The organism is Allorhizobium sp. Av2, from assembly GCF_021462805.2.
Taxonomy (GTDB): domain Bacteria; phylum Pseudomonadota; class Alphaproteobacteria; order Rhizobiales; family Rhizobiaceae; genus Allorhizobium; species Allorhizobium vitis_G.
Genome location: NZ_CP192697.1, coordinates 859,891 through 881,600, shown reverse-complemented (window position 1 = coordinate 881,600; position 21,710 = coordinate 859,891). Strand labels below are relative to the sequence as shown.

Annotated in this window: 15 protein-coding genes; 5 read left to right on the top strand and 10 right to left on the bottom strand. The window is 58.1% G+C overall.

Features of this window, described 5'->3' with window-relative positions:
- Positions 1 to 48 precede the first annotated feature (48 nt).
- From FS819_RS21700 to FS819_RS21690, 3 genes are read left to right on the top strand one after another with little or no spacing between them, the layout of a single operon-like run.
- On the top strand, positions 49 to 321 hold the full coding sequence (locus FS819_RS21700; RefSeq protein ID WP_156550360.1) for a sarcosine oxidase subunit delta: 273 nt from the start codon (positions 49 to 51) through the stop codon (positions 319 to 321).
- Positions 318 to 3,356, top strand: coding sequence for a sarcosine oxidase subunit alpha (locus FS819_RS21695; RefSeq protein ID WP_156550361.1), 3,039 nt, complete (start codon positions 318 to 320; stop codon positions 3,354 to 3,356). Before FS819_RS21700 ends, FS819_RS21695 begins: the two co-directional genes overlap by 4 nt.
- Positions 3,349 to 3,858, top strand: a complete 510-nt coding sequence (locus tag FS819_RS21690) for a sarcosine oxidase subunit gamma (RefSeq protein WP_234624843.1) — start codon at positions 3,349 to 3,351, stop codon at positions 3,856 to 3,858. The genes FS819_RS21695 and FS819_RS21690 overlap by 8 nt, the downstream gene beginning before the upstream one ends.
- 160 nt (positions 3,859 to 4,018) lie before the next feature.
- Here the strand turns inward: FS819_RS21690 and FS819_RS21685 are convergent, their stop codons facing one another.
- The 6 genes from FS819_RS21685 to FS819_RS21660 all read right to left on the bottom strand — a co-directional run bounded on the left by FS819_RS21685 (position 4,019) and on the right by FS819_RS21660 (position 12,245).
- A complete protein-coding gene (locus FS819_RS21685; RefSeq protein WP_156550362.1) occupies positions 4,019 to 5,947 on the bottom strand; it encodes a beta-galactosidase in 1,929 nt (642 codons plus the stop codon).
- Positions 5,947 to 7,044: an ABC transporter ATP-binding protein gene (locus tag FS819_RS21680; protein WP_012654057.1), complete on the bottom strand. Its 1,098-nt coding sequence runs from the start codon at positions 7,042 to 7,044 to the stop codon at positions 5,947 to 5,949. The genes FS819_RS21685 and FS819_RS21680 overlap by 1 nt, the downstream gene beginning before the upstream one ends.
- Positions 7,037 to 9,142 (bottom strand): alpha-galactosidase, encoded by a 2,106-nt coding sequence (locus FS819_RS21675; protein WP_156550363.1) that lies wholly within the window; start codon positions 9,140 to 9,142, stop codon positions 7,037 to 7,039. Before FS819_RS21675 ends, FS819_RS21680 begins: the two co-directional genes overlap by 8 nt.
- On the bottom strand, positions 9,139 to 9,990 hold the full coding sequence (locus tag FS819_RS21670; protein ID WP_156550364.1) for a carbohydrate ABC transporter permease: 852 nt from the start codon (positions 9,988 to 9,990) through the stop codon (positions 9,139 to 9,141). Before FS819_RS21670 ends, FS819_RS21675 begins: the two co-directional genes overlap by 4 nt.
- On the bottom strand, positions 9,990 to 10,898 hold the full coding sequence (locus FS819_RS21665; protein WP_234624844.1) for a carbohydrate ABC transporter permease: 909 nt from the start codon (positions 10,896 to 10,898) through the stop codon (positions 9,990 to 9,992). Before FS819_RS21665 ends, FS819_RS21670 begins: the two co-directional genes overlap by 1 nt.
- 114 nt (positions 10,899 to 11,012) lie before the next feature.
- Positions 11,013 to 12,245 carry an ABC transporter substrate-binding protein gene (locus FS819_RS21660; RefSeq protein WP_156550366.1) on the bottom strand — a complete coding sequence of 411 codons (1,233 nt, stop codon included), beginning with the start codon at positions 12,243 to 12,245 and terminating at the stop codon, positions 11,013 to 11,015.
- 265 nt (positions 12,246 to 12,510) lie between these two features.
- On the opposite strand from FS819_RS21660, the gene FS819_RS21655 reads away from it, so the two are divergent.
- Both FS819_RS21655 and fhuF read left to right on the top strand, forming a co-directional pair.
- On the top strand, positions 12,511 to 13,446 hold the full coding sequence (locus FS819_RS21655; RefSeq protein ID WP_156550367.1) for a helix-turn-helix domain-containing protein: 936 nt from the start codon (positions 12,511 to 12,513) through the stop codon (positions 13,444 to 13,446).
- 118 nt (positions 13,447 to 13,564) lie between these two features.
- Positions 13,565 to 14,350, top strand: a complete 786-nt coding sequence (gene fhuF / locus FS819_RS21650; RefSeq protein WP_156550368.1) for a siderophore-iron reductase FhuF — start codon at positions 13,565 to 13,567, stop codon at positions 14,348 to 14,350.
- Between the two features lie 50 nt (positions 14,351 to 14,400).
- Here the strand turns inward: fhuF and FS819_RS21645 are convergent, their stop codons facing one another.
- The 4 genes from FS819_RS21645 to FS819_RS21630 form a co-directional block, all read right to left on the bottom strand.
- Positions 14,401 to 14,820, bottom strand: a complete 420-nt coding sequence (locus FS819_RS21645) for a GNAT family N-acetyltransferase (protein ID WP_156550444.1) — start codon at positions 14,818 to 14,820, stop codon at positions 14,401 to 14,403.
- Between the two features lie 201 nt (positions 14,821 to 15,021).
- Entirely contained in the window at positions 15,022 to 15,591 is a 570-nt protein-coding gene (locus FS819_RS21640) for a sigma-70 family RNA polymerase sigma factor (RefSeq protein ID WP_234624845.1), read from the bottom strand.
- A 429-nt stretch (positions 15,592 to 16,020) separates the two neighbouring features.
- On the bottom strand, positions 16,021 to 17,337 hold the full coding sequence (locus FS819_RS21635; protein WP_156550370.1) for a lysine N(6)-hydroxylase/L-ornithine N(5)-oxygenase family protein: 1,317 nt from the start codon (positions 17,335 to 17,337) through the stop codon (positions 16,021 to 16,023).
- A gap of 54 nt (positions 17,338 to 17,391) precedes the next feature.
- Positions 17,392 to 21,375: a non-ribosomal peptide synthetase gene (locus FS819_RS21630; RefSeq protein ID WP_156550371.1), complete on the bottom strand. Its 3,984-nt coding sequence runs from the start codon at positions 21,373 to 21,375 to the stop codon at positions 17,392 to 17,394.
- Positions 21,376 to 21,710 lie beyond the last annotated feature (335 nt).

The following is a 21,710-nucleotide window of genomic DNA, read 5'->3' as shown; positions in this document are numbered from 1 at the left end:
GGAAAACCGGTGACCACGTTTCCCTGACAAACTCTAAGGATTCTGATTATGGCGAGCCTCATTCCCTGCCCCTATTGCGGGCCAAGACCCAAAGAAGAATACACCATCAAGGGTGCAGCCCTTTCACGTCCAGCGCCCGATGCCGGGCCTGATGTCTGGCATGATTACGTCTACCTGCGCGAGAATCCCCGTGGAGCCTATGAGGAATATTGGCACCACACATCCGGTTGCCGCCGCTGGATTGTTGTGTGCCGCAACACAGCCACCCACGAAATTTCCGCAAGCTTCGATGCATCAACACGCAAAGGGGTGAGCGCATGACATCCTATCGTCTGAAAAGCGGCGGTCTGGTGGATCGGAAAACCGCGCTTCCCTTCACCTTTGACGGCAAAGCCATGAGCGGCTTTGCGGGCGATACGCTGGCGTCTGCGCTGTTGGCCAATGGCCAGCAATTGGTGGGCCGCAGCTTCAAATATCACCGTCCGCGTGGCATTCTCACGGCCGGTGCAGCCGAGCCTAACGCTTTGATGACGATTGGTCGCGGCGGACGCACAGAACCCAACACCCGTGCCACCATGCAGGAGCTTTATGCCAGGCTGGAAGCCAACAGCCAAAATCGCTGGCCAAGCCTTGAGCATGACGTCGGTGCGATCAACAGCCTGCTATCGCCGTTTTTGAGTGCTGGTTTTTACTACAAAACCTTCATGTGGCCTGCCAAGTTTTGGGAAAAGCTCTATGAGCCGGTAATCCGTAAGGCTGCCGGCCTCGGCAAGGCAAGCTATGAAGCCGATCCAGACGCCTATGAGAAATGCTGGGCGCATTGTGACCTGTTGGTAATTGGCGCAGGCGCAAGCGGTTTGATGGCGGCTCTGGCCGCTGGCCGTGCGGGTGCGCGGGTTATTCTGCTGGATGAGCAGGCGGAGATGGGCGGCGGGCTGCTGGCCGAGACAGCTTTGATCAATGGTGTTGCTGCCTCGGAATTGGTCGCCACCACACAGGCAGAGCTGGAAGCCCTGCCCAATGTGCAAATCCTTGCCCGCACCACAGCGTTTGGCTGGTACGATGGCAATGTCTTCGGTGCCGTTGAGCGGGTGCAAAAGCACCTCGCTCTCCCTGCCGCCAACCGCCCGGTGGAACGGCTTTGGCGCATTGCTGCGAAGAAAGCCATTTTGGCCACGGGTGCCGAAGAGCGACCACTGGTGTTTGGCGGCAATGATATTCCCGGTGTGATGATGGCCGGAGCAATGCGCCGTTACCTGAACCATTATGCTGTCGCGCCGGGCAAAAAGACGGCCATCTTCACCACCAATGATAGCGGTTACGCACTGGCGGCAGACCTTGAAGCCGCAGGCGTTCATGTTTCAGCACTGATTGATAGCCGACGTGATGCGACGATTGCTTATCAGGGCAAGGCGCGATTGGTGCGCGGTGGCTTGGTCAGCAATGTCCATGGCGGTAAAGCCGTTGAGGGGCTTGATCTGTGGCGCGAAGGCCAGTTGGAGCGGCTTGAGGTGGACAGTCTGGCTATGTCCGGTGGCTTCTCGCCGATCATTCACCTTGCATGCCACCGGGGTGGAAAGCCGCGTTGGTCAGATGAGCATTCGGCCTTTTTGGCTCCAGAGAGCTTGAACAATCTGGTTTTGGCGGGTTCGGCGTCTGGTGTCTTTGGGATTGCTGCTTGCATGGCGGATGCGCAGGCCAAAATGGCGGCTCTTTTGGATGTCTTGGGCTTTGGCGCGAAACCCCTCACCCCCCGTCCGCTACGCTCGGGGGACCTCTCCCCACAAGGGGGAGAGGATAACGGATACGTTGCGGCAAATGCAGCCATTCCATCCGTCGAGGAACACTATCCCCCGATGCCAGCCAAGCCGGTCTGGTCCATTCCCGGCATCAAGACCAAGGCTTTCGTGGATTTTCAAAACGATGTACACACTAAGGATCTCGGCCTTGCCGTGCAGGAAGGCTATGGTCATGTGGAGCTTGCCAAGCGCTACACCACCAATGGCATGGCGACGGATCAGGGCAAGCTGTCCAACGTCAATGCCATCGGGCTGCTGGCCGAGGCCCGGCGCGTATCACCCGCCGATGTTGGTACCACAACATTCCGACCCTTTTATACTCCGGTGTCGTTCGGGGCGCTGGCAGGCACATCGCATGGCAAGCATTTTCAGCCGGTGCGCAAATCACCCTTGCACGATTGGGCGGCGAAGAACGGCGCTACTTTTGTGGAAACCGGGCTATGGTATCGCTCCGCATGGTTCCCTCAATCCGGGGAAAACAGCTGGCGCCAAAGCGTGGACCGAGAGGTCAAAAACGTCCGAACCAATGCCGGAATTTGCGATGTCTCCATGCTCGGCAAAATCGAGATTTGCGGGCCGGATGCGGCGGAGTTTTTGAACCGTGTTTACTGCAACGCCTTTTTGAAACTGCCCGTGGGCAAGGCCCGATATGGGCTGATGCTGCGCGAAGATGGCTTTATCTATGACGACGGCACCACCAGCCGCATGGACGAAAACCGCTACTTCATGACCACCACCACAGCCTATGCGGCGGGCGTGATGAACCATCTGGAATTTTGTGCGCAGGTGCATTGGCCGGAGCTGGATGTGCGGCTTGCGTCTGTGACCGATCAATGGGCGCAAATGGCGGTGGCTGGGCCAAAATCCCGCGCCATTTTGCAAAGGCTGGTTGATGAAGACATTTCCAATGAAGCTTTCCCCTATCTCGCCGCCAAGGATGTGTCCCTCTTGGGTGGTCGGTTGAAGGGGCGCCTCTTCCGCATCTCATTTTCCGGTGAACTGGCATTCGAATTGGCGGTGCCTGCCGATTTTGGTGAAAGCGTCGCGGATGCGGTGATGGAGGCGGGCAAAGACCATGGAATTCAGCCTTACGGCATTGAGGCGCTATCGGTGCTGCGTATAGAAAAGGGCCACGTCACTCACAATGAAATCAATGGCACTGTAGTGCCAGCCGATCTCGGCTTTGGCAAAATGGTTAGCGCCACCAAGCCCGACTTTATAGGCAAGCATATGCTGAACCGCGAAGGCCTGACGGCCTCGGATCGCCCACAACTGGTCGGCGTTGTGCCACTGGATGCTAAAACAAGCTTCAAAACGGGCGCGCATATTCTGAACAAGGATGCCGATCCAACACTCGAGAACGATCAGGGCTATGTCACGTCATCCTGCTTTTCGCCGCACATCGGCTCCACCATTGGCCTTGCGTTGGTGAAGGGTGGTGCCGCGCGCCATGGTGAGGAGGTGCTGGTGTGGAATGGTCTTCGCAACGAATTTACGCCTGCCAAGCTGGTCAGCCCGGTTTTTGTTGATCCGAACAATGAGAAGCTCCATGCCTGAAACCGCTCTTCCTGAACTTCCGCTTCTTCGCCGGGCATCGCTTGCAGATAAAGGTATTGCAAAGTTTGGTGCTTTGACTCTGGAGAGCCTGCATGAGGCAATCGTGCTGCATTTGCTTGGCAAGCCGGGCGATACTGCACCCGCCCCGCCAGTGGGCTTTGATCTCCGCAGTGCTGGTCCCGGCCAATGGTTTGCAACTGGCTCAGCAGGAGCGGATCAAACTCCAGCCTTTGATGCAAGCGTCTTTGTTGTCGATCAAAGTCATGGTCGGGTGCTGATCCGCATCAGCGGCGCACCCGTACGCCACGTTTTGGCCAAAGGTACGGCCCTTGATCTTCACCCCGATTACTTCGCAATCGGTGCGGCGACAACAACCCTGATCGGTCACATCGCCGTCAATCTTTGCCGTACGGATGAGGATCAATTTGAGCTTCTGGTGCTGCGCGGCTTTGCCGAGAGCCTGTGGGACGATCTTTTAGGGATGGCGCGGGAGTTTCAATAATAGGAACGTAAATTACTGAAACCGTTGCCGCTGTCTGCTCCATTCTGCTCAGCCCTCTTCCGAGGTGTCAACGTGCCAAACAAGCCCAAGCATGGCACTATGCGCCTCCTTGCGAAGGAGACGCATTGTCACGACAATATCAGCAATCAAGCTCTGACAATCAGGCCCAAACCGCCAATTGTTGCGGCTTAAGCACAGGGCCACCCAATAGGAAGGCACCCGATGCCGGAATGGTCCAGTCCACAGCCCCGTAATTGAAAGCAAAGGTCAGGTGGCCACGGCGGCGGATGCGGATATGCTCCGGCAAAACAAGGGTTTCGAGACCAGAATTTTCTGCCAGCACCGCCAGCGTCGAGGAGAGCAAAGCCTCGTCTGGCCAGCAGGCCAGATAGTGGTGGCCGTTCTGGCTCGTCAGGGCCGGGTCGCCGTTTTCGAATGTGGCGACGACGGTTGCCGTGGTCTCCAGATATTCCCGCCAGCGGATGGCCCGGCCCGAAACCGTGCCTGAAACGCTATCACCAAGACCGGGACGCAGCGAGGCGACCTGGGTTTGGCGCGTTCCGGTCAAAGGAGCCAGCGGACCGGGCGGCAAGTTTTCCGGAATACGGAATTTCTCGTCGCGTGAACCGGTGCGCGGGCCGTACAACACGACGGCATCGGTGCTTTTAAAGGCCGCGAGCGCCGTCTCATTGGCCTGCATCAGGCAGGGAACGAGCACCAATTTATAACCGGACAGATCGGCACCGGGACGTACAAAATCCACATCGAGCCCCAGGCGGCGGGCTGCTTCGTACCAGCGGAACGCCAATTCCTCGTAGCGGAAATCCCGGCCCTGCGGCTGGATCGTCGTCGCCCAATAGCTGGCATAGTCATAGACCAGGGCCACAGGTGCCTGAACACTCTCTGGCAAATCGCCAAGCGCTGCCAGTTCGCCAGCCACAGCATGGGCTTCCAGCCCACCGACCGACCATTCATCAAGCCCCGGCAGGTTGAGGCCAGCATGCATCTGCTCCTGCGCAAACGGTGCCTGGCGCCAGCGGAAATAGCTGACCACTTCTGCCCCATGCGCCAGTGCTTCCCAGGTCCACAGCCTAACCATGCCGGGCTTGGGAACCGGGTTCCACGGTGCCCAATTGACCGGGCCGGGCTGCTGCTCCATCACCCAGAACCGGCCACGGCCAACACCGCGATAGAGATCATGGTGGAAGGGCGCGATGTCCGGATGGGAGGTTTCCGCCCAACGATTGCGCTCGTCTTCGGTAAACGGGAATTTTTCGATGAAGCCGATCGGGTAGCTGTCCCAACTGGCGAGGTCGAGATTGTCGCCAACCTGAAAATGATCGAAATCATTGATGAAGCCCATGAAATTATGGGTGATCCAGCGGCCCGGTGAATGCTTGCGGATGATGTCCACCTGCATTTTATCATAGGCAGCCACCTGATCGGAGGAGAAGCGCCAGAAATCCAACCGCTGCGCCGGGTTCGGCTCGGTCACGGTGCGGGTGGGCAGTTCGACTTCATCGAAACTGTTGAACTCCATCGACCAGAACACCGATCCCCAGGCTTCATTGAGTTGGTCAGTGGTCTGATACCGCATCCGCAGCCAGCGGCGGAAGGCCTTCAGGTCTTCAGGACCCCAGGACACCGTGGTGTCATGGCAACCATATTCGTTATCGGTCTGCCAGCCGGCTATGCCCGGATGGGTGCCGTAGCGCTTGGCGATGACTTCAACGATTCGAGCGCTCTCGGCCCACCAGATTTCGCTGGAAAAACTGTAATGGCGGCGCGAGCCGAAGCCGCGCACAGTCCCGTCGGCATCATAGGGCGCAATGTCGGGATGCTCGTCCATCAACCATTTCGGCGGGGTGGCGGTCGGCGTGCCAAGCACCACCTTCAGGCCCGCCGCATGCAGAATATCGATGGCCCGGTCCAGCCATTCGAACGTGAACTGGCCCCGCCTCGCCTCCAGCCGCGACCAGGCGAATTCGCCGATGCGCACATAGGAAATGCCAAGCTTGCGCATGTTTTGCGCATCGATTTGCCATTGGCTCTCCGGCCAATGTTCAGGATAATAGCAAACGCCCAGCATTATCGTGTCAGGTCCCCGTTGATCACAGCCTTGCCTGCCTCGTCAAACAAATGACAAGCGGCGGCGGGAATGCCGATAGACAGGGTTTCGCCCGGCTTGGCCGTCGCCAAGCCGTCCGCCTTGACGGATAGTTCGGTGCCATCGGCCAGAGTGACGAAAAACAGGGTTTCGGAGCCGAGATATTCGGCCAACCGCACCGGCCGCGACAAAACGAGGTCCCCCTTGCCCGTCGCATCGATATGTTCCGGGCGAATGCCGAGCGTCATCTTGCCCGGGCTGATTGCCTTGCCCTGCGCATCAAGCGTGATTGCCGCGCCATCGGCCAGCGTCACCACCACTTTGCCGCCGTCCGCAGGCGCGACGGTCACGGGCAGGACATTCATTTTCGGCGAGCCGATAAAGCCTGCGACAAACAGGTTATTGGGGCGGTGATAAAGCTCCAGCGGCGTGCCGACCTGCTCGATCAGGCCAGCCGATAGCACGACGATCTTGTCGGCCATGGTCATGGCTTCCACCTGATCATGGGTCACGTAGATCATCGTTGCCTTGAGGTCTTGATGCAGCTTGGACAGCTCCGTGCGCATCTGCACCCGAAGGGCGGCATCCAGATTGGACAGCGGCTCATCGAACAGGAAGACTTCCGGTTCACGCACGATGGCGCGGCCAATGGCGACACGCTGGCGCTGGCCACCGGATAGTTGACCCGGCTTGCGCTCCATCAGCGCATCCAGTTGCAGCAGCTCGGCTGCCTTTTTGGTCCGTGCCTCAATCATCGGCTTGGGATGGCCGGTCATCTTCAGGCCAAAGCCGATATTGTCACGCACCGTCATATGCGGGTAGAGCGCATAGGATTGGAAAACCATGGCAACACCGCGCTCGGAGGGACCGATCCGGGTCATGTCCTTGCCGCCAATCGTCAGCCCACCGGAGGTGATATCCTCCAAGCCAGCGATCATCCGCAACAGGGTGGACTTGCCGCAGCCGGACGGGCCGACGAACACGCAGAATTCGCCGTCCTTGACGTCGAGATCGACGCCCTTGATGACGCTCAGCGCGCCGAATTGTTTCTTGACGCCCCGCAGGCTTACATCAGCCATGGTGGTCTCCTCCCTCGACAGGTTCCAGTTCCAGCAGGATTGCGCTTTCCGGCCTCAGCATTGGCAGCGGCAAACCGCCAAGCTTGAGATCTGCAAGGTCAAACGTGACCTTGCCAGCCAACAGGCGCTTCTGCCCTTCGGATATACGAATGAAATTCGGTGAGGCCGGATGCGTGGCCGCAATTTTCCAGCGTCCGCCAATGCGGGTCACGCCATCAGGCAGGGTCAGCGGCTCCGGCTGCTCTCCCACCATCTGTGGCCCTTGGGCGACGAAAACCGCAATGCGCTTGCTGTCCGCCGCACCCCAGACATACCGTCCGTCACGCGGCTCCTTGGAGAAATTGGCGCCTGGCGCATGCAGCAGGGGCCGCAACCGCTTGTGGATGGCAATCCAGGTTTTCAGCTCAGCGCGTTCCTCGCCTTCCAGTTCCAGCGGGTTCAACTCGACGCCAAGGTGATAGGCCATTGCCACCAGCGCCCGGAAGGACAGCGTATGACGACGCTCTGTCTGGTGGTTTGGCGAGGCCGAAACATGGCTGCCAAGCACTTCCGGTGGCACGAAAACCGAGGCACCGCGCTGGATTTCAAGCCGCTCCAGCGCATCGGTGCAATCGGAAGTCCAGACCCGGTGGGTGCGGGCAAGCGCACCGTAATCAATCCGGCCACCGCCAGACGCACAGCTTTCAATCTCCACCGCTGGATGAGCAGCCCGCACCCGGTCCATCAGCGCGTAGACGGCGCGGGTCTGGGTGGAAATTTTCGCCCGCCCATCGCGCCCACCTGCATGGGTCAGGTCGCGGTTCATGTCCCATTTGACATAGGACACAGCATGATCGGCCAGCACCGCGTCGATCTTCTCAAACAGATAATCGCTCACCTCTGGCCGTGTCAGGTCCAGCACCAGTTGGTTACGGGATGTCAGCAAAGGGCGGCCCTTGACCTGCAAGACCCAGTCGGGATGCAGCTCATAGAGGGTGGAGACCGGGTTGACCATTTCCGGCTCGAACCAGATGCCGAACTGCATGCCAAGACCGGTGACGTGATCGACCAGCGGCAACAGACCCTCAGGATATTTGCGGGCGTCGATGTCCCAATCGCCAAGACTGGTCGTGTCATCGTCACGCTTGCCAAACCAGCCGTCATCCAGCACGAAACGCTCGATGCCAAGCTCGGCAGCGGATGTCGCCTGCGCCTTGAGCGAACCCATCTGGTGGTCGAAATAATTGCCCTCCCAGGTATTCAAGGTCACCGGACGCGGCGACATCGCACCATCAGGCCAATGCATGAGATCATCGCGGACAAAAGCATGGAACGCCGCCCGATCCGCACCGGCATAGGCAACCGGGCTGCGATAGCTCTCGCCCGGCGCAAGGATCGTTTCGCCAGGCTCGAAGACTTCGCCGAGATGCACAAGGCGGCGACCATCGTCCAGCCGGTCGATGACGATCTGGTGGTTGCCGCTCCAACCCAGCGCCACGCCGAAGCTTTGCCCCTCGCCTTCGATTGTCAGCATCGGAAAGCGGTCATGGGAGGTACGGCCCCGGCGGCTTTCCTGCGCCCAAAGGCCCGTTCCCAACCTCTCGCGCCGGGTCTGGAATTCACGGCCCCACATGCCGGTAAAGCTGACCACATCGACCTGCCCGGCTTCTGCCGGAAAGCTCGCCGCCATGCAGCGATCCAGGATGTAATCCTCACTGCCGATATTCTTGATGTCGGTGGCGACACCGATCACGCCCGACGGGAAGGTTTCGAAACGTAGCGTGATCGCCATGCCCGCCACAGCATCCTGAGCGCAAAGCAGCGTGATCCGCCCAGTCTTTTCCACCGTCCAATCGGCAAATTGCAGGATGAAATCACGACCGGATCGATGACCGGAAATGGCAGGCCAGCCGAAAAACCCCATGCCGCCCACCGGCAACAGCACCGCGGAAGGCACCGCATCATCCATGCCGTTGATGCGGCTGGAGCGCTCGACCTCGGACAAAGCCGAGCCGGAAACGGATGTCTGGCCAAAGCCGATAATTTCAGGCATGCCGATTTCCGGCATCCGCAGGCTCAAAACAAGCCCGTTCACGCCAATCTTTACAATATCATTCATCCCTTGGTTGCTCCAAGTGTCAGCCCGGCGATGAAATGCCGCTGCATCAGGAAAAACATGGCGACCGGTGGCAAAGCCGCGACGATCGATCCGGCGGAAACCAGGTTCCAGGCGGCGACCCATTGGCCGTTCAGCGAATAAAGCCCCGCCGTGACAGGCATGGCGGCCTGGCTCTGCACCAGAACCGTGGCCCAGAAATAGTCGTTCCAGACAAAGGTGAAGACCAGCACGGACAGCGCCGCAATGGCGGGCCGCATCAACGGCAGCACGATATAGCGAAAGATCCGCCATTCCGACACGCCCTCGACCCGCGCCGATTCGATCAGCGCAAACGGCAGGCCCTTGATGAAGTTGCGCATGAACAGCGTGCAAAAGCCGGTCTGGAAGGCGACGTGAAACAGCACCAGGCCGGTGACTGTATCATACAGCCCCATTTTCAGCGTCATGTCGCGCACCGGCACCATGAGGATCTGGAAGGGAATGAAATTACCGGCAACGAACAGGCAGAACAGAACGATATTGCCCTTGAACTTATAGGTCGCCAACGCGAACCCGGTCAGGCAGGACAGCGCAACAGCACCGATCACGGTTGGAATAGTGATCTTGAAGGAATTGAGAATGTACCAGCCCAGCGGCGAATTCTGAAACACCGCGGAATAGTTTTCGACGCCGGCAAAGCCGGAGGGAATGCCGAAATAATTGCCAGCGGCCAGATCGCCCGGAGGACGCACCGAGGTCAGCGCCACGCCCAGCAAGGGCAACAGCCAGAGAACCAGCGCGACAGGCAGAACGAGATTATAGCCGAACCGGACAATCGGCGAGGCCTTCTGGATCGGGGTCGGAAACATCAGCTATTCCTTTCCTGGCCGATCATCCGCACGACGAACAGCGTGATGAACACCATCATGATCAGGAACAGGACGACGGCGATGGCCGCGCCATAGCCCATGCGGAACCCGTATTCCGACAGCGCCTCCTCATACATATAATAGGACAGCACCCGGCTGGAGCCGTAGGGGCCGCCAGCCGTCATGATCGACACGAGGTCGAAGGAGCGCAGCGCGCCAATCACCGTCACCACCATGGCGATGAAGGTGGCGGGCGCCAGCTGCGGCAGGATAATGTTCTTGAGCAACGACCAGCCCTTGGCGCCATCCATGCGGGCGGCTTCCACCTGCTCTGGATTGATGTTGTTGAGACCGGTCAGATACAGGATCATGCAATAGGCGGTCTGCGGCCAAAGGCCAGCGACGATAATGCCATAAGTGACGAACCGCTCATCGGCCAGAACCGCGAAATCCAGCCCGGTCAGATGCTTGATCAGCACGGAAAACAGCCCGAAATTCGGCGCATAGAACCAGGTGAACATCAGGCCGACCACGACTTGGCTGATGACGAAGGGGAAGAAAAACAACGACTTGTATAGCCGGATGCCCGTGACCGTCTGGTTGAGAAACAGTGCCACGGCCAATCCGCCGGGAATGGCCAGAAGGTAGAGCACCAGCCAGATCAGGTTGTTTTGCAGCGAGGTATAAAAGGCCTCGTCGCCGAGCAATTCCTGATAGTTTCCAAGCCCGATCCAGACTTTTTCACCGATACCGTCCCAATCGTGAAAGCTGATCCAGACAGACTGGAAAATCGGCAATACGACATAGACGACGAACATCACCAGTCCGGGCGCTAAAAACAGCCAGGGGGCAATGCGTTGCTGGTGACGTTTCCAAAATCCGGATGAAACAGGAGCAGCAGTGCTCACGGCAGCACCTCCGTTAATGCAAGGGCTCAAGGATGCCGGAGCATCCTAGCCGTTCTGTGACTGAAAAACCGGACGGATGCCGCCTTGGCAACATCCGTCCGTCGAGAGAGCCGCTTATTTATAAACGCGGGCGCGGACCTTATCGAGGCGGGCCAGGATGGCATCGACCTTGTCAGGCTTGACCATGAATTCCTGGAAGCCTTCCATACCGGCCTTGGCCATGTCGGCGGGCGCGTCACGGTCATAGAATTGCGCCAGCGCATAAGCGCTCGACAGCATGTCGAAACCGGCGCTCAGGAACGGATCGCTGGATTTTTCCGACTTGTTGTTGATCGGCAGCTGGCCAAGAGTGGCGTTCATCTTGGTCTGCGTTTCCGGCTTTGCGAGATAAGCCAGGAACTTGCGCGCATCCGTCTTGTTCTTGGCGCCCGAGGGGATGTGGAAGGATTCGGTCGGCGCATCTTCTGCCCGCGGCAGGCCGGGGGTGATTTCCGGGAATTGCAGGAAGCCGATCTGCTCTTCCTTCAACCCGCCATCTTTCATCGGCGCAACGGCAAAGTTACCCATTAGATACATCGCCGCCTTGCCCTGCACGAATTGCGGCATGGCATCCTGCCAATCAAGTGCTGCATGGTTGGCGATGAAATAGCCGGGCTTGATCAGTTCATCCCATTTCGCAAACACGGCTTTGACGCGCGGATCGGTGTAAGGCACCTTTCCGGCAGTCAGGTCCATGTGGAATTCATAGCCGTTGACGCGCAGGTCGAGATAGTCGAACCAGCCTGCCGTCGGCCACAACGCCTTGGTACCGATGGTAAAGGGCGTAATGCCGGCCTTTTTCAGCTTGTCGCAGGCCGCCAGCAACTCGGGCCAGGTCTTGGGCGGCGTGATGCCTTGTGCGGCGAAGATATCCTTGCGGTAATAAATACCCCATTGATAGGTGGAATAGGGAATGCCCCATTTCTTGCCATCGATTTCCATCGACTTGGTGGCGGATTTCAACTGATTGTTGAGATCGTCCTTGGCCCAGATATCGCTGACATCCTCGAACAGGCCAGCCTTGACGAAGGGTGCCATGCGGTTGCCAGAATACCAGGACACAACATCCGGCGCATCAGCTGTCAGAAAGTTGCGGATCGCGGATTTATAGCCCTCGTGGTCGAAATTGTTCCACTTGACCGTCACATCAGGATTGGCGGCCTGGAAATCCTTCAGCAGCTCTTCCATCGCCTTTTTCGGCGTCGGGTCCGACTGATCGGAATTGAGCACAATCTGACCAGCAAAGGCCGTTGACATGGTCAATGCGTAGCCAAGCGCCAAGCTTGGCATCATTTTAAAACAAATCATCACATTCCTCCCCGGAATCATTGTCTGCGGTATGACAGTAACCTTGTCGCCTCCAGAAGGCATTCAAGGTCGCTGTCACATTTTATATCTCCAGCATGATGTCTTGCCTTAGCCAAACGGTCCCAAGACAACCTGCCCTCTCTGCAACTTTCAGCTTCTTTGCGTCCGCCTCCTGCAAATGCGCCTTGACCGTGCGCCAGAAAGCCGCAATCTACCTCCGAAATTCAGGCTTAGAATTCCGGTATCCTAAGATTTTCGGTGTGAAATGGCTCGACGTCCTCCCTTGATCAACAGACTTGGTGCAACACCTGTACACCCCGAGCGCGATCCCGCCCACCCCTTGGTTGTATTCGGCGATAACAGCTTCTGCGCCGGGGAATTGATGGACGTCCAGAAGATGGCCGGGCCGCATATGCACAGCCAGATCGAGCTGAACTTCGTGCTGGAAGGCGCGATGACCTATTGGTTCGACGGACGGGAGCTGACGATTTCGGAAGGCAGGCTCTGCCTGTTCTGGGGGATGATCCCCCATCAGGTCATCGACCGGCGGGAAGGCACTCGCTTCATCTGTCTTTATGTGCCGATGTCGGTGTTTCTGGGATTGGCCAGCCTCAGCCAGTTTCGCGATTCGGTGTTTCGCGGCGCCGTCATCGAGGCTTTGCATCTGCGGGCCTGGGACCGTGAAATCTTTCTGCGCTGGCGCGACGAATTGCTGGGCGGCGATGAAGGCGATATCGAGATCGTCCGCTCCGAACTGACAGCTCGCCTGATGCGTATCGAGCGGGATGGCTGGCGCGACCTGCGTGAGCAGGGATCGGCGCTGGCAAGCCTTGGCCAACGTGATGCGGGCTGGATGCTGCATGTGGAAAAAATGCTGCGCTTCATCGGCGAACACGCCCCCGACACGATTTCTGCCGAGGATGTCGGCCGCGCCGCCGGCCTGCATCCCAACTATGCCATGAGCCTGTTCAAGCGTGCCGTTGGCACCACCATCAACCAGGCGATCATCCGCCACCGGCTGGACACTGCCCAATCGCTGCTGATTTCCTCCGACATGCCAATTACCGAAGTTGCCTACGAATCCGGTTTCGGCTCACTCTCGACGTTTTACGAGGCATTCCAGCGCCGGTTCATGGAAAAACCGGTCCAATATCGCCGCCGGATGCGGGCAAAAGGCACGGCGGCGCAGGCAATCGCATAAAACGCCTTGCTCGATGATAAATATGATTATTATTATCATGTTTTCTTGACGCCTGAAAATCCGCGTTCTAATCTGCGGTTTGTTGCAGCAAGCAATCGATCAAGCGGCGGAAAAAACCATGGGATCAACGATCCAGATGTCCAGGCCGTCGGTGCGTGGCGTTCTGCCCACCATCGACGATGACTGGTCGCCCGACATGCCGGGCGATGACCGCTTTGCCTTTTGCCGCGGCAAACTGCTGCTGGAGGCGCCTGACGATGCCGAGATTATCCCTTGCACCTCGCTTGCCGACCCGGATGTCTTTGCCGATATCATAGCCCGCTACACTTGCAAGTTTCCCGGTGCCGATAAGCGCGCGGTAATCTCGATGTGGACGCTCTATTATTTCAGCGTCCTGACCATTGCGCCCACGGTCCATCGTCTGGTGCATCGGCGACAATTGTCACTCGGGATCACCCAGATGTCGCTGGTCTGCGATCCACAGACAGCCGAACCAAGAGCATTTCTGCTGTCAGGTCCAGGCCGCCCCGCGGACCATGCGCCGGCGCTGGCCGATCTCCACGCCATCCTGCGCGATCATGCCGCGCCAGTGATTACCCTCATCGCCGGGCATTGCGGCGTTGCGCCGAAGCTGATGTGGAACAATGTCGCCGTCTATCTCAACTGGATCATCAAGGAAATCGGCAACCAGGCCGGCCCTCACCTGATGGAAGAGGCGATTGAGATCATCTCAAGCCAGCATTGGCCGGATGGCAGCCGCAATCCGCTGTTTGGCATGATCAAACTGACGCGCCGCCAATGCGGCATGGATCACTTCCAGCGCAAGGTCTGCTGCCTGCGCTATAACCTGCCGGGCGTTTCCGGATGTGGCGACCTCTGCCCCCTGCCCGATGGCCGTCGCTAGAGTTTGTCCGGGAAAGGCGACTTCAGGACATTCCCATCGGCTGGGGATGATTAATCCCCGTCCGCCAAAGGCTTCACAAGCATCAGACACGGATGATCCTCGTGCCACAAAGTGGGAAACACTTCGGCACGAATAAATCCATTTCGGTCATAGAAGGCGCGCGTGGCATCGTATTGCGGTTCCTGTTTGCCGCGCGGCGCCAGGGTCTTCACGGTCACCAGTCGGCAACCGGCCTTGCGGGCAAAATCCTCCGCCGCTGACAAAAGAAGCCTGCCTGCGCCCTGGCGATGATAGACCCGGCGGGTGCCGATTACCATGATCTCCACGGCATCGGGCAGATGCGGTTTCAGCATGACAAATCCGGCGACAATGTTCCCGTCAAGGCAGCCGAACATCGGCAAGGTCTCGGCCGCTGCGGCGCAGGCATCAATCACGGCGGGTTCCGTAAACCAGTCGGACAGTTCCGACATGACGTCGCGGCAGATTTCGCCCTTGTTGGCGGTCAATTCGATAATAACAAGCACAATAATCACTCATCTTTTCAATTATTTTTGTCGTAAAACGTGGTGCGCCATTGCGGTTTCACGTAGAAAATGCCGGCCTAGAAAAACCACCCGCATTTCAGAAATCCGCAACGGCAAGACCGCAAACCCGGTCGATGTCATCAGGCGTCAAGCCGCCGAACGATTGCAGTAGAGCGGATGCACCTCCTCGCTGAGAGGGGGCGTCGGCAACGCATCGCGTTTACCTTTGCGGCTCGAGGCTCGGCATTTCACCCCATCCGGGCAGATGGCAGCCAGGCATTGCGCATGGGCATCACGCAGCAACCCGCAGACCAAGGCGCAGGAGACACCTGCCTGCCTGGCGATAATATTTTGCGGCACACCTTCGAAAAAATGGTCCTCGTAGAATTTGCGAGTCCGCGCTGGCATAGCCTCCATAGTGCAGCAGAAGGCCTGATAGGCTTCCACCTCGCGCAAATGCTCTTCAGGACTGCCGTAATCGGAAGTGTTGTCACCCTCATCCTCAACGGCAAACAGGCCTCGCTCATAACGCAGCCGACGCATATGGTCGGTGGCGAGATTGCGCACCATCCGCATCATATAAGACGCTGGAACCGCAATATCCGGCGGCAATGGCTTTGCGACAAGTTGCAAAAGAACCTCCTGAACGATGTCTTCCGCCAAAGAAGCACAACCGGTAATCCGCCGCGCGGCCCCCAGGAGTTTCGATTTGTTCATCAGGGCAGTTTTTATCTGTTCGTCACATATCGATTGCGAAATATTGGCTATCATGTCGGGCTCGCCTTGAAATCCCAGATTGAAACCGTGGAATTCCCCCCTTTATTTCCGGGGCACACTAGAAAACATGATTTAATTAGTCAAGATAAAATCGAGAGACTTTTTCATTTCTGACAATCAATATCAACCTACTGATTTTCAATATTTATTGAATATACAATATGCGAAATGCAAAGGCGTGGGATGCCCAAAACACGCATTTGCATCAATGCAACCCACGCCCGCCCGCCGCTATCACTTGTGGTGCGGCGGCAGGCATAGGCAGTGACCCATATCGTCGCGCTGAACATTTGAATGGCACAATGCCATAGGGTGTTGTTTTCACATCCTGTGGTCAGAAACCCGGCTTCCACCTTTCGGTGTGATGCTTTATTCGGCAGCCTCTCCCAGACGAGAAGACATTTCGTTCGCCCTGCCCTGGCTTTCCCATTGCACCATAGGTTGCGGCAGCACCAAATCGAAATAGTCATAGCCAAGCATGGCATTGACGATAACAGCACTTCTCCAGGCCGCCAGACTGAGCTGCGGTTCGGCAATGCCATGACTATGACGTCCGGCATTCAGCACGAAAATCCGGTTTTCCTCCGGCCCGTCCCAGAGAAGGGAAAAATCACGATTGAGCACAGGCTCCCCAAGGCTGTTGTGCTCGATCCGGTCTTCGAACGAGCGCAGGAATTCCGGCAATTCGAAGCGGTAGCCGGTGGCAGCGACAATCATATCGACCTCAACCGTCTCAACTGCATCGTCAAAGCCGTTGCGCATGGTGAGCTCGATCACGGTTCCACTGCGCTTCGCAGCGATCACATCGCGGTGCGGACGCAACATCATGCCGTCATCCATGCCAGCCGTTTCCAGTTGCCGCTCATACAGCCGCCGATAAAGCTTCTTCAGGGTCGAAGGCGAAACACCGTCACTGGCCAGAAGCTGGCGGCGGGTATGGGCGATACGCAGGTCCTCAGCCAGACCATGGAAACGATCCATATAGGCCGGGGTAAACAGTTCATTGGTGAAGGGTGTTGCGTCGAGCGGCTCGAAATTCGCCCTGCGGCTGATCCAGTGGATCGATGCCACGCTTTTCAAGTCAAGCAGCGCATCGACGATCTCCGCACCACTTTGGCCGCCACCGATCACCGCCACCCTGCGCGCCTTGATGCCGTCGAGCCGCTCGGTCGCGTCGCTGCTATGGAAGATCATCGATTTCGGCAGGCCTTCGGCCCAATCCGGCAGGGATGGTTTCTTGCCGATGCCAACCGCCATGGTGCGGGCCAGAACACGGGTGCCATCCACATCAATGGACAACAGCCGATCCGCCGCATCGACCTGGCGCACCGTTTGACCAAAGGACAGCGATGGCAGGCCACGGGCTACCCAGCCAAGATAATCGGCAAACTCCTTTCGCGGCACCGCCTCATATTCGGCATTCAAAAACTGGTAGAAGCGCTTGTGGCGCACCAGGTAGGACAGGAAACTCCAGGGGCTGGTCGGATTGGTTCCTGTCACAAGATCTTTCAGGAAGGAGGTCTGCATATCGGCGCCCGGCAGCATCATGCCCGGATGCCAGGAAAACGCCGGACGGCTGTCAAAAAATTGCGCCGTGACCGCTGGGATCGAGTCCAGCTGCGCGGCAAGGCTGAGGTTGAACGGACCAATTCCGGCTCCCGCCAGATCGAGCACGTGGGATGTCATGATTGCACTCCAGACTGAGTTTGAAAACGAAAGGGAGGAAAATAAAGAGCCGGATTACGGTTTGCCCTGGATGGCCAGATCGAGCCGCTGGGCAAAGCGCTGATGGAAACGGGACTTGCCGATAATCGACAGATGGTTGGTGCCAGTCACCAATTCGCAAGCCGTCGCATTAGGCGAATAGCGTCGCCAGTCGATGACGCTGAGGCCCCGCGTTACCGAATCTTCAGCGGAAAATGCATGGATGCGGAACTCCGAGGCTTTCAGCTGATAATTGCGGAAAATCATCGCGTTATCGAGCAGAACCCAGAAAATATGCTCTTCTGAGCCGATATCCGGCCCATCGACAGGCAGCGGCACGTTATGCTTGACGATATGATGCAGGAATTGCTCGTAAACCTCCGCATCCATCGCCGCCATCAGCGTCAGCCAAGCCTCGCGCATTGGTGCCACTTTCAGCCAGCGTTGCACGGCGTCATGGGTACGCTCACGCACGCCCGGCTCGAAATGCGGACAGACGCCAATGGCAAATTCATCGCCCATATCGCAGACATCGACCATGCCGATCATCCGAAGATCGACATCATTTCCAAGCTGCTGCGCTGCCTCATAGGCAAGAAGCCCACCCCAGGACCAGCCAAGAAAGGCGCAAGGCCGCCCCTTGGCCTGGCTGCGCACCGCTTCGGCATAGCGGGCGGTAATATCCTCGACCCTGGTGCTGAGCGCCGGGGTTTCGGTCAGCGAATAGCAGACAAAGCCGGTGGCCGGTTGGTTTGGCCCGAGATAATCCACCAATCGCATATATTCACGGGTGCTGACCAGAAGACCCGGGAAGCAATAGAGCATCGGACGGTCGCCGTCGCGGCGCAGATAGATCGCCCCGACCTTGTCCTCCTGCCGGTTTTCGTCCATCGCCAGCGCCAGATCCCGCACCGTTGGATAGTTGAACATATCGGCAATAGTCAGCGGCCATTTCGGATGCTGCATTTTCAGCCGCGAGACGATCCGCACCGCCGCCAATGACTGGCCGCCGACATCGAAGAAGTTTTCGGTCACGCTGAGCTCAGAGATATCGAGGATCTGTTTCCAGACCTCCAGAATGGCCTCTTCCTTGTCGTTGGCAGGTGGAACGATATCACGTTGCAGCTTCGGCAACGGCAAAGCGCTCCGGTCAAGCTTGCTGTTTGGTCCCATCGGCAGAGCGTCAAGCACCATGATATGCTGCGGCACCATGTAATCCGGCAGGGCGGTGACAGCGGCGCGGCGTAGATCGTTGACGTTCACGTCCTCATCTTCCCGGGCCACCACATAGGCAATCAACGCGCTGCGTCCGCTATCCTGATGCAGCAGCACCACGGCCTCCGACACGTTCGGATCAGCGCGCAGCACCGCCTCGATTTCGCCCGGCTCGATGCGATAGCCACGCAATTTGATCTGGTGATCGACACGACCGGCAAATTCCACCGTGCCGTCTTCGCGCCAGCGGCCCAGATCTCCAGACTTGTACATCCGCCCGCCATGGGTGGAAAACGGATCATCGATGAAACGCTCCGCCGTCAGCTCCGGTTGGCCGAGATAGCCGCGGGCAATGCCGCTGCCGCCGATATGGATCTCGCCGATCACCCCGACCGGCACTGGCACCAGATCGCTATCCAGCACATAGATGCGGCGGTCGCCGACACCCCGGCCAATCGGTGCGACCGTTCCCTCAAACCGGGTTCCCGCCGGAATTTTCCACACCATCGGCGTCATGATGGTTTCGGTTGGCCCATAGCCGTTGATCAACATCTGCGCCTTGAGATTATCAGTCAGCAGATCGAAAACCGCCTGAGATAGCGCTTCGCCGCCAAAGGAATAGAGCCGCAACTGCGGTATCCCGCCCTTTTCCGCCGCATATTCAGCAAGGCCCCTGACATAGCTGGTCGGCAGGCTGGCATTGTTGACGCCGTGCCTGCGCATCAGCGCGAAAGCATCTTCCGGCGTTGCCAGCTTATCCGCCGTCAGCACCACGCCGCCGCCCGCCATCAACGGCACCATCCAGCGCTCATGGCCACCATCCGAGGTGAAGGGCAGGACCGGATATTCGCAGGAATTCTCATCCATTTCATAGATGCGCAGCGTCGCCTTGCAATGATGCGCCAACGGACCATGCTCAACGGCAACACCCTTCGGGATGCCGGTGGAGCCGGACGTATAAATCACATAAGCAAGCTGGGCTGGCGCAATGGCGATGACCGGCGGCTCGGTGCTTTCCGAGGATAGATCGAGCTTGTCGAGATTGAGGATCGGCGTGCCGATATCACGCGGCAGATCGGTGATGTACCGGCTACGCGAGATCACCAGCGCCAGCCCCGGCGCGCTCAGGATATGGCGGTTGCGGGCCTCGGGATGATCCGGCTCGACCGGGGTAAAAGCGCCACCGGCCTTCAACACCGCCAGAATGGCGATAATCGCGTCAATGGATTTGTTCAGCGCCACGGCGACCCGGTCTTCCGGGCCAATCCCCATGGCGACCAGCCGATGGGCGAGCCGGTTGGCGGCGGCCTCCAGCGCGCCATGGGTAATCGACGTATCGCCCTGGGCCACCGCGAAAGCTTCAGGCCTGCGCTGCGCTTGCGCCGAAATCACCTGATGGATCGGCGTGCCGTCATCGATCTCAGGCTGATCGGGATAGGGCGCTGACAGCTGGTCCAGTTCTTCAGCCGACATGAAAACAATCGCGCTGACCAACTGTTCCGGCTGACCCCGCAGGGCCTCGAACGCTAGGCTAAGATCGCGGGCGAACCGCTCGATCATTGCATCACTATGGCTTTTCGGATCGTAGCCCAGCCGGATCGCCAATCTCTCCGTACCCAGGCCGGAAACGGTGACCACCAGGCCAGCATCGCGCCGCGCAGGCGGCTCTACCAAAACCGTGACCGGTTGACCGGCCAGAACCTGGGCCTCCAGTTGCAGGGCGGGCCGCACATCCAGCACCGTTGCAATCAGGCTGGCCGCCTCGAATCCATCATCACGCCGTGCCAGGGCATTCGTCAGCGCTTCGAACGGCAAATGGTGGGACAGCGCGGTGGCAACACCCTCGACCAGCCGCTCGCGCACTGCACTGAGAGCCAACCGACCGTCGATCTCGCTGGTGACGAGCAACAGATCTTCTGTGCGGGTCGCAACCGGGCAATCGGCTTGCCGCGTTACCAGCCCGATCCGCTGGGCACCGCAGCCGCTATAGCGACGCAGTACAATGGCGAGCGCCGCAAGGCTGTCATGTGTCACATCCGCCACGGAAGTAGAGGCAGAGCACCCAACCTCGACGAGTTTTTCGCGCCATGCCTGCTGATCAGAACTTGTCACGCCTGCCACTGGAGCCTGGGATGGCAGCATCGCCACCGTCTCCTGCGCAGCCAAGCGCTCAAACCAGAAATCGGTGTCGGCATCTGATGTCTGGGCGATTGTGGCACGTTCAGTCAGCCACTGCCCGACATCAAACAAACCCGCATCTTGACGCCCTAAATCAACCTGTCGATCAAGCCCATAGAGGAAATCGACGGCCAACCGGTCGAGGGCCGCCCGGTCACCAATCAGAGGATGCAATGACAACAGAGCACTAACCAACCGTCCGCCTGCCGTAAACAGCGTAAATTGAGCGGCGGCATCCGTTTCCAGATCAAGCACTCTGTCGGAATAGGCGGCGGAAACCTCCCTTAATACAGTCTCCAACTCCTCACCCTTTGCAAGCTCACGCTCAACAACTGGCACGGCATTTTGGCCCAGCGACTGATAAACGGTCCCGCCCGCCCGCACTTCAAAGCGACGGGTCAGCAAGGGATGACGACGCGTCAGAAAATCAACTATAGCGCGTATTCGATCACCCCCAACAGGCGCGAAGCGAAAGCCGATTGACTGGCGCCCATAGACCGCCTCATGCCCCGCCTGCGATAAAAGCCAGATCCGCGATTGCTGCGATGATAAGGGCCATGCATGCCCCTCATTGAATCCGGTTTTGGCGATTGATGCGGCCGTCGTTGCCCGATCATGAATTGTCATTGCTTCCAGAGCCTCGTGCTTTTTCAGTTTTCATCTGAATTTTTATTTATAATTTTCTACTTCAATAATTTTCTTATCTATTTTCAAAACAACATTAGAAAATAAGAGATTTTTTATTGCTCATTTTTCGAAACATCTTCCGGTAAATCTATTGGCTTGATGACGAATGACAGGCTGCGAAATTCAGAAGAAAATTTTTAGAAATTAAATTTCCCGATACATGTGAATTCGGGATGCACTCATTCGTCTTGCTGCAAGTGGCATTATTTTATAGCGGACATGATCCATGTCCGTGCGGGTTTGGCCACGACGCAAACGGAGACATAGATATGGAC